Origin of the sequence: Novosphingobium sp. 18050, from assembly GCF_902706195.1 — a bacterium.
In the GTDB taxonomy this organism is placed as follows: Bacteria; Pseudomonadota; Alphaproteobacteria; order Sphingomonadales; family Sphingomonadaceae; genus Novosphingobium.
Map to the genome: position 1 here is coordinate 1 of NZ_CACSJO010000124.1, position 382 is coordinate 382.

Genomic DNA, 382 nt, shown 5'->3' on the forward strand with positions numbered 1-382 from the left:
GTATACGGTCGCCAGGCCGATGTCGGAGCGTTCCTCCAGCAGCACGCGGAACACGTCTTCGGCCGTCATGTGGCGCTGCGCACCCTTCTGGAAGATCTCGAGGATCTTCAGGCGGGGCAGGGTGGCCTTGAGCCCGGTGCTCTTGAGTTCGTCGATGTTCGTCATGACAGGGTCTTTCGTGTGCCAGGGGGCGCGCGCCAAGGCCTGGGAGACCAGCCGCTACAATGGTCCGATCATATCGTTTATGCCAATTTCCATGTCCGTCCACGCCCATCGCAGCGCCCGCATCGGCCTGATCCTGTTGCTCGGCGCGGGCCTCTCGGCCTGCGGCAGCTTCGACAGTGCCAGCAACCGCATCGCGGGCATGGTCACGCCCTACAAG

Annotated in this window: 2 protein-coding genes; one reads left to right on the forward strand and one right to left on the reverse strand. The window is 63.9% G+C overall.

Annotated elements, in window-relative coordinates; genetic code table 11:
- A partial coding sequence (locus GVL61_RS25565) for a transcriptional repressor (protein WP_200845035.1) occupies positions 1 to 165 on the reverse strand: 165 nt, incomplete at its 3' end.
- Here GVL61_RS25565 and GVL61_RS24880 point away from each other — a divergent pair.
- A partial coding sequence (locus GVL61_RS24880; RefSeq protein ID WP_200845036.1) for a hypothetical protein occupies positions 164 to 382 on the forward strand: 219 nt, incomplete at its 3' end. The two genes, GVL61_RS25565 and GVL61_RS24880, sit on opposite strands and share 2 nt — an antisense overlap.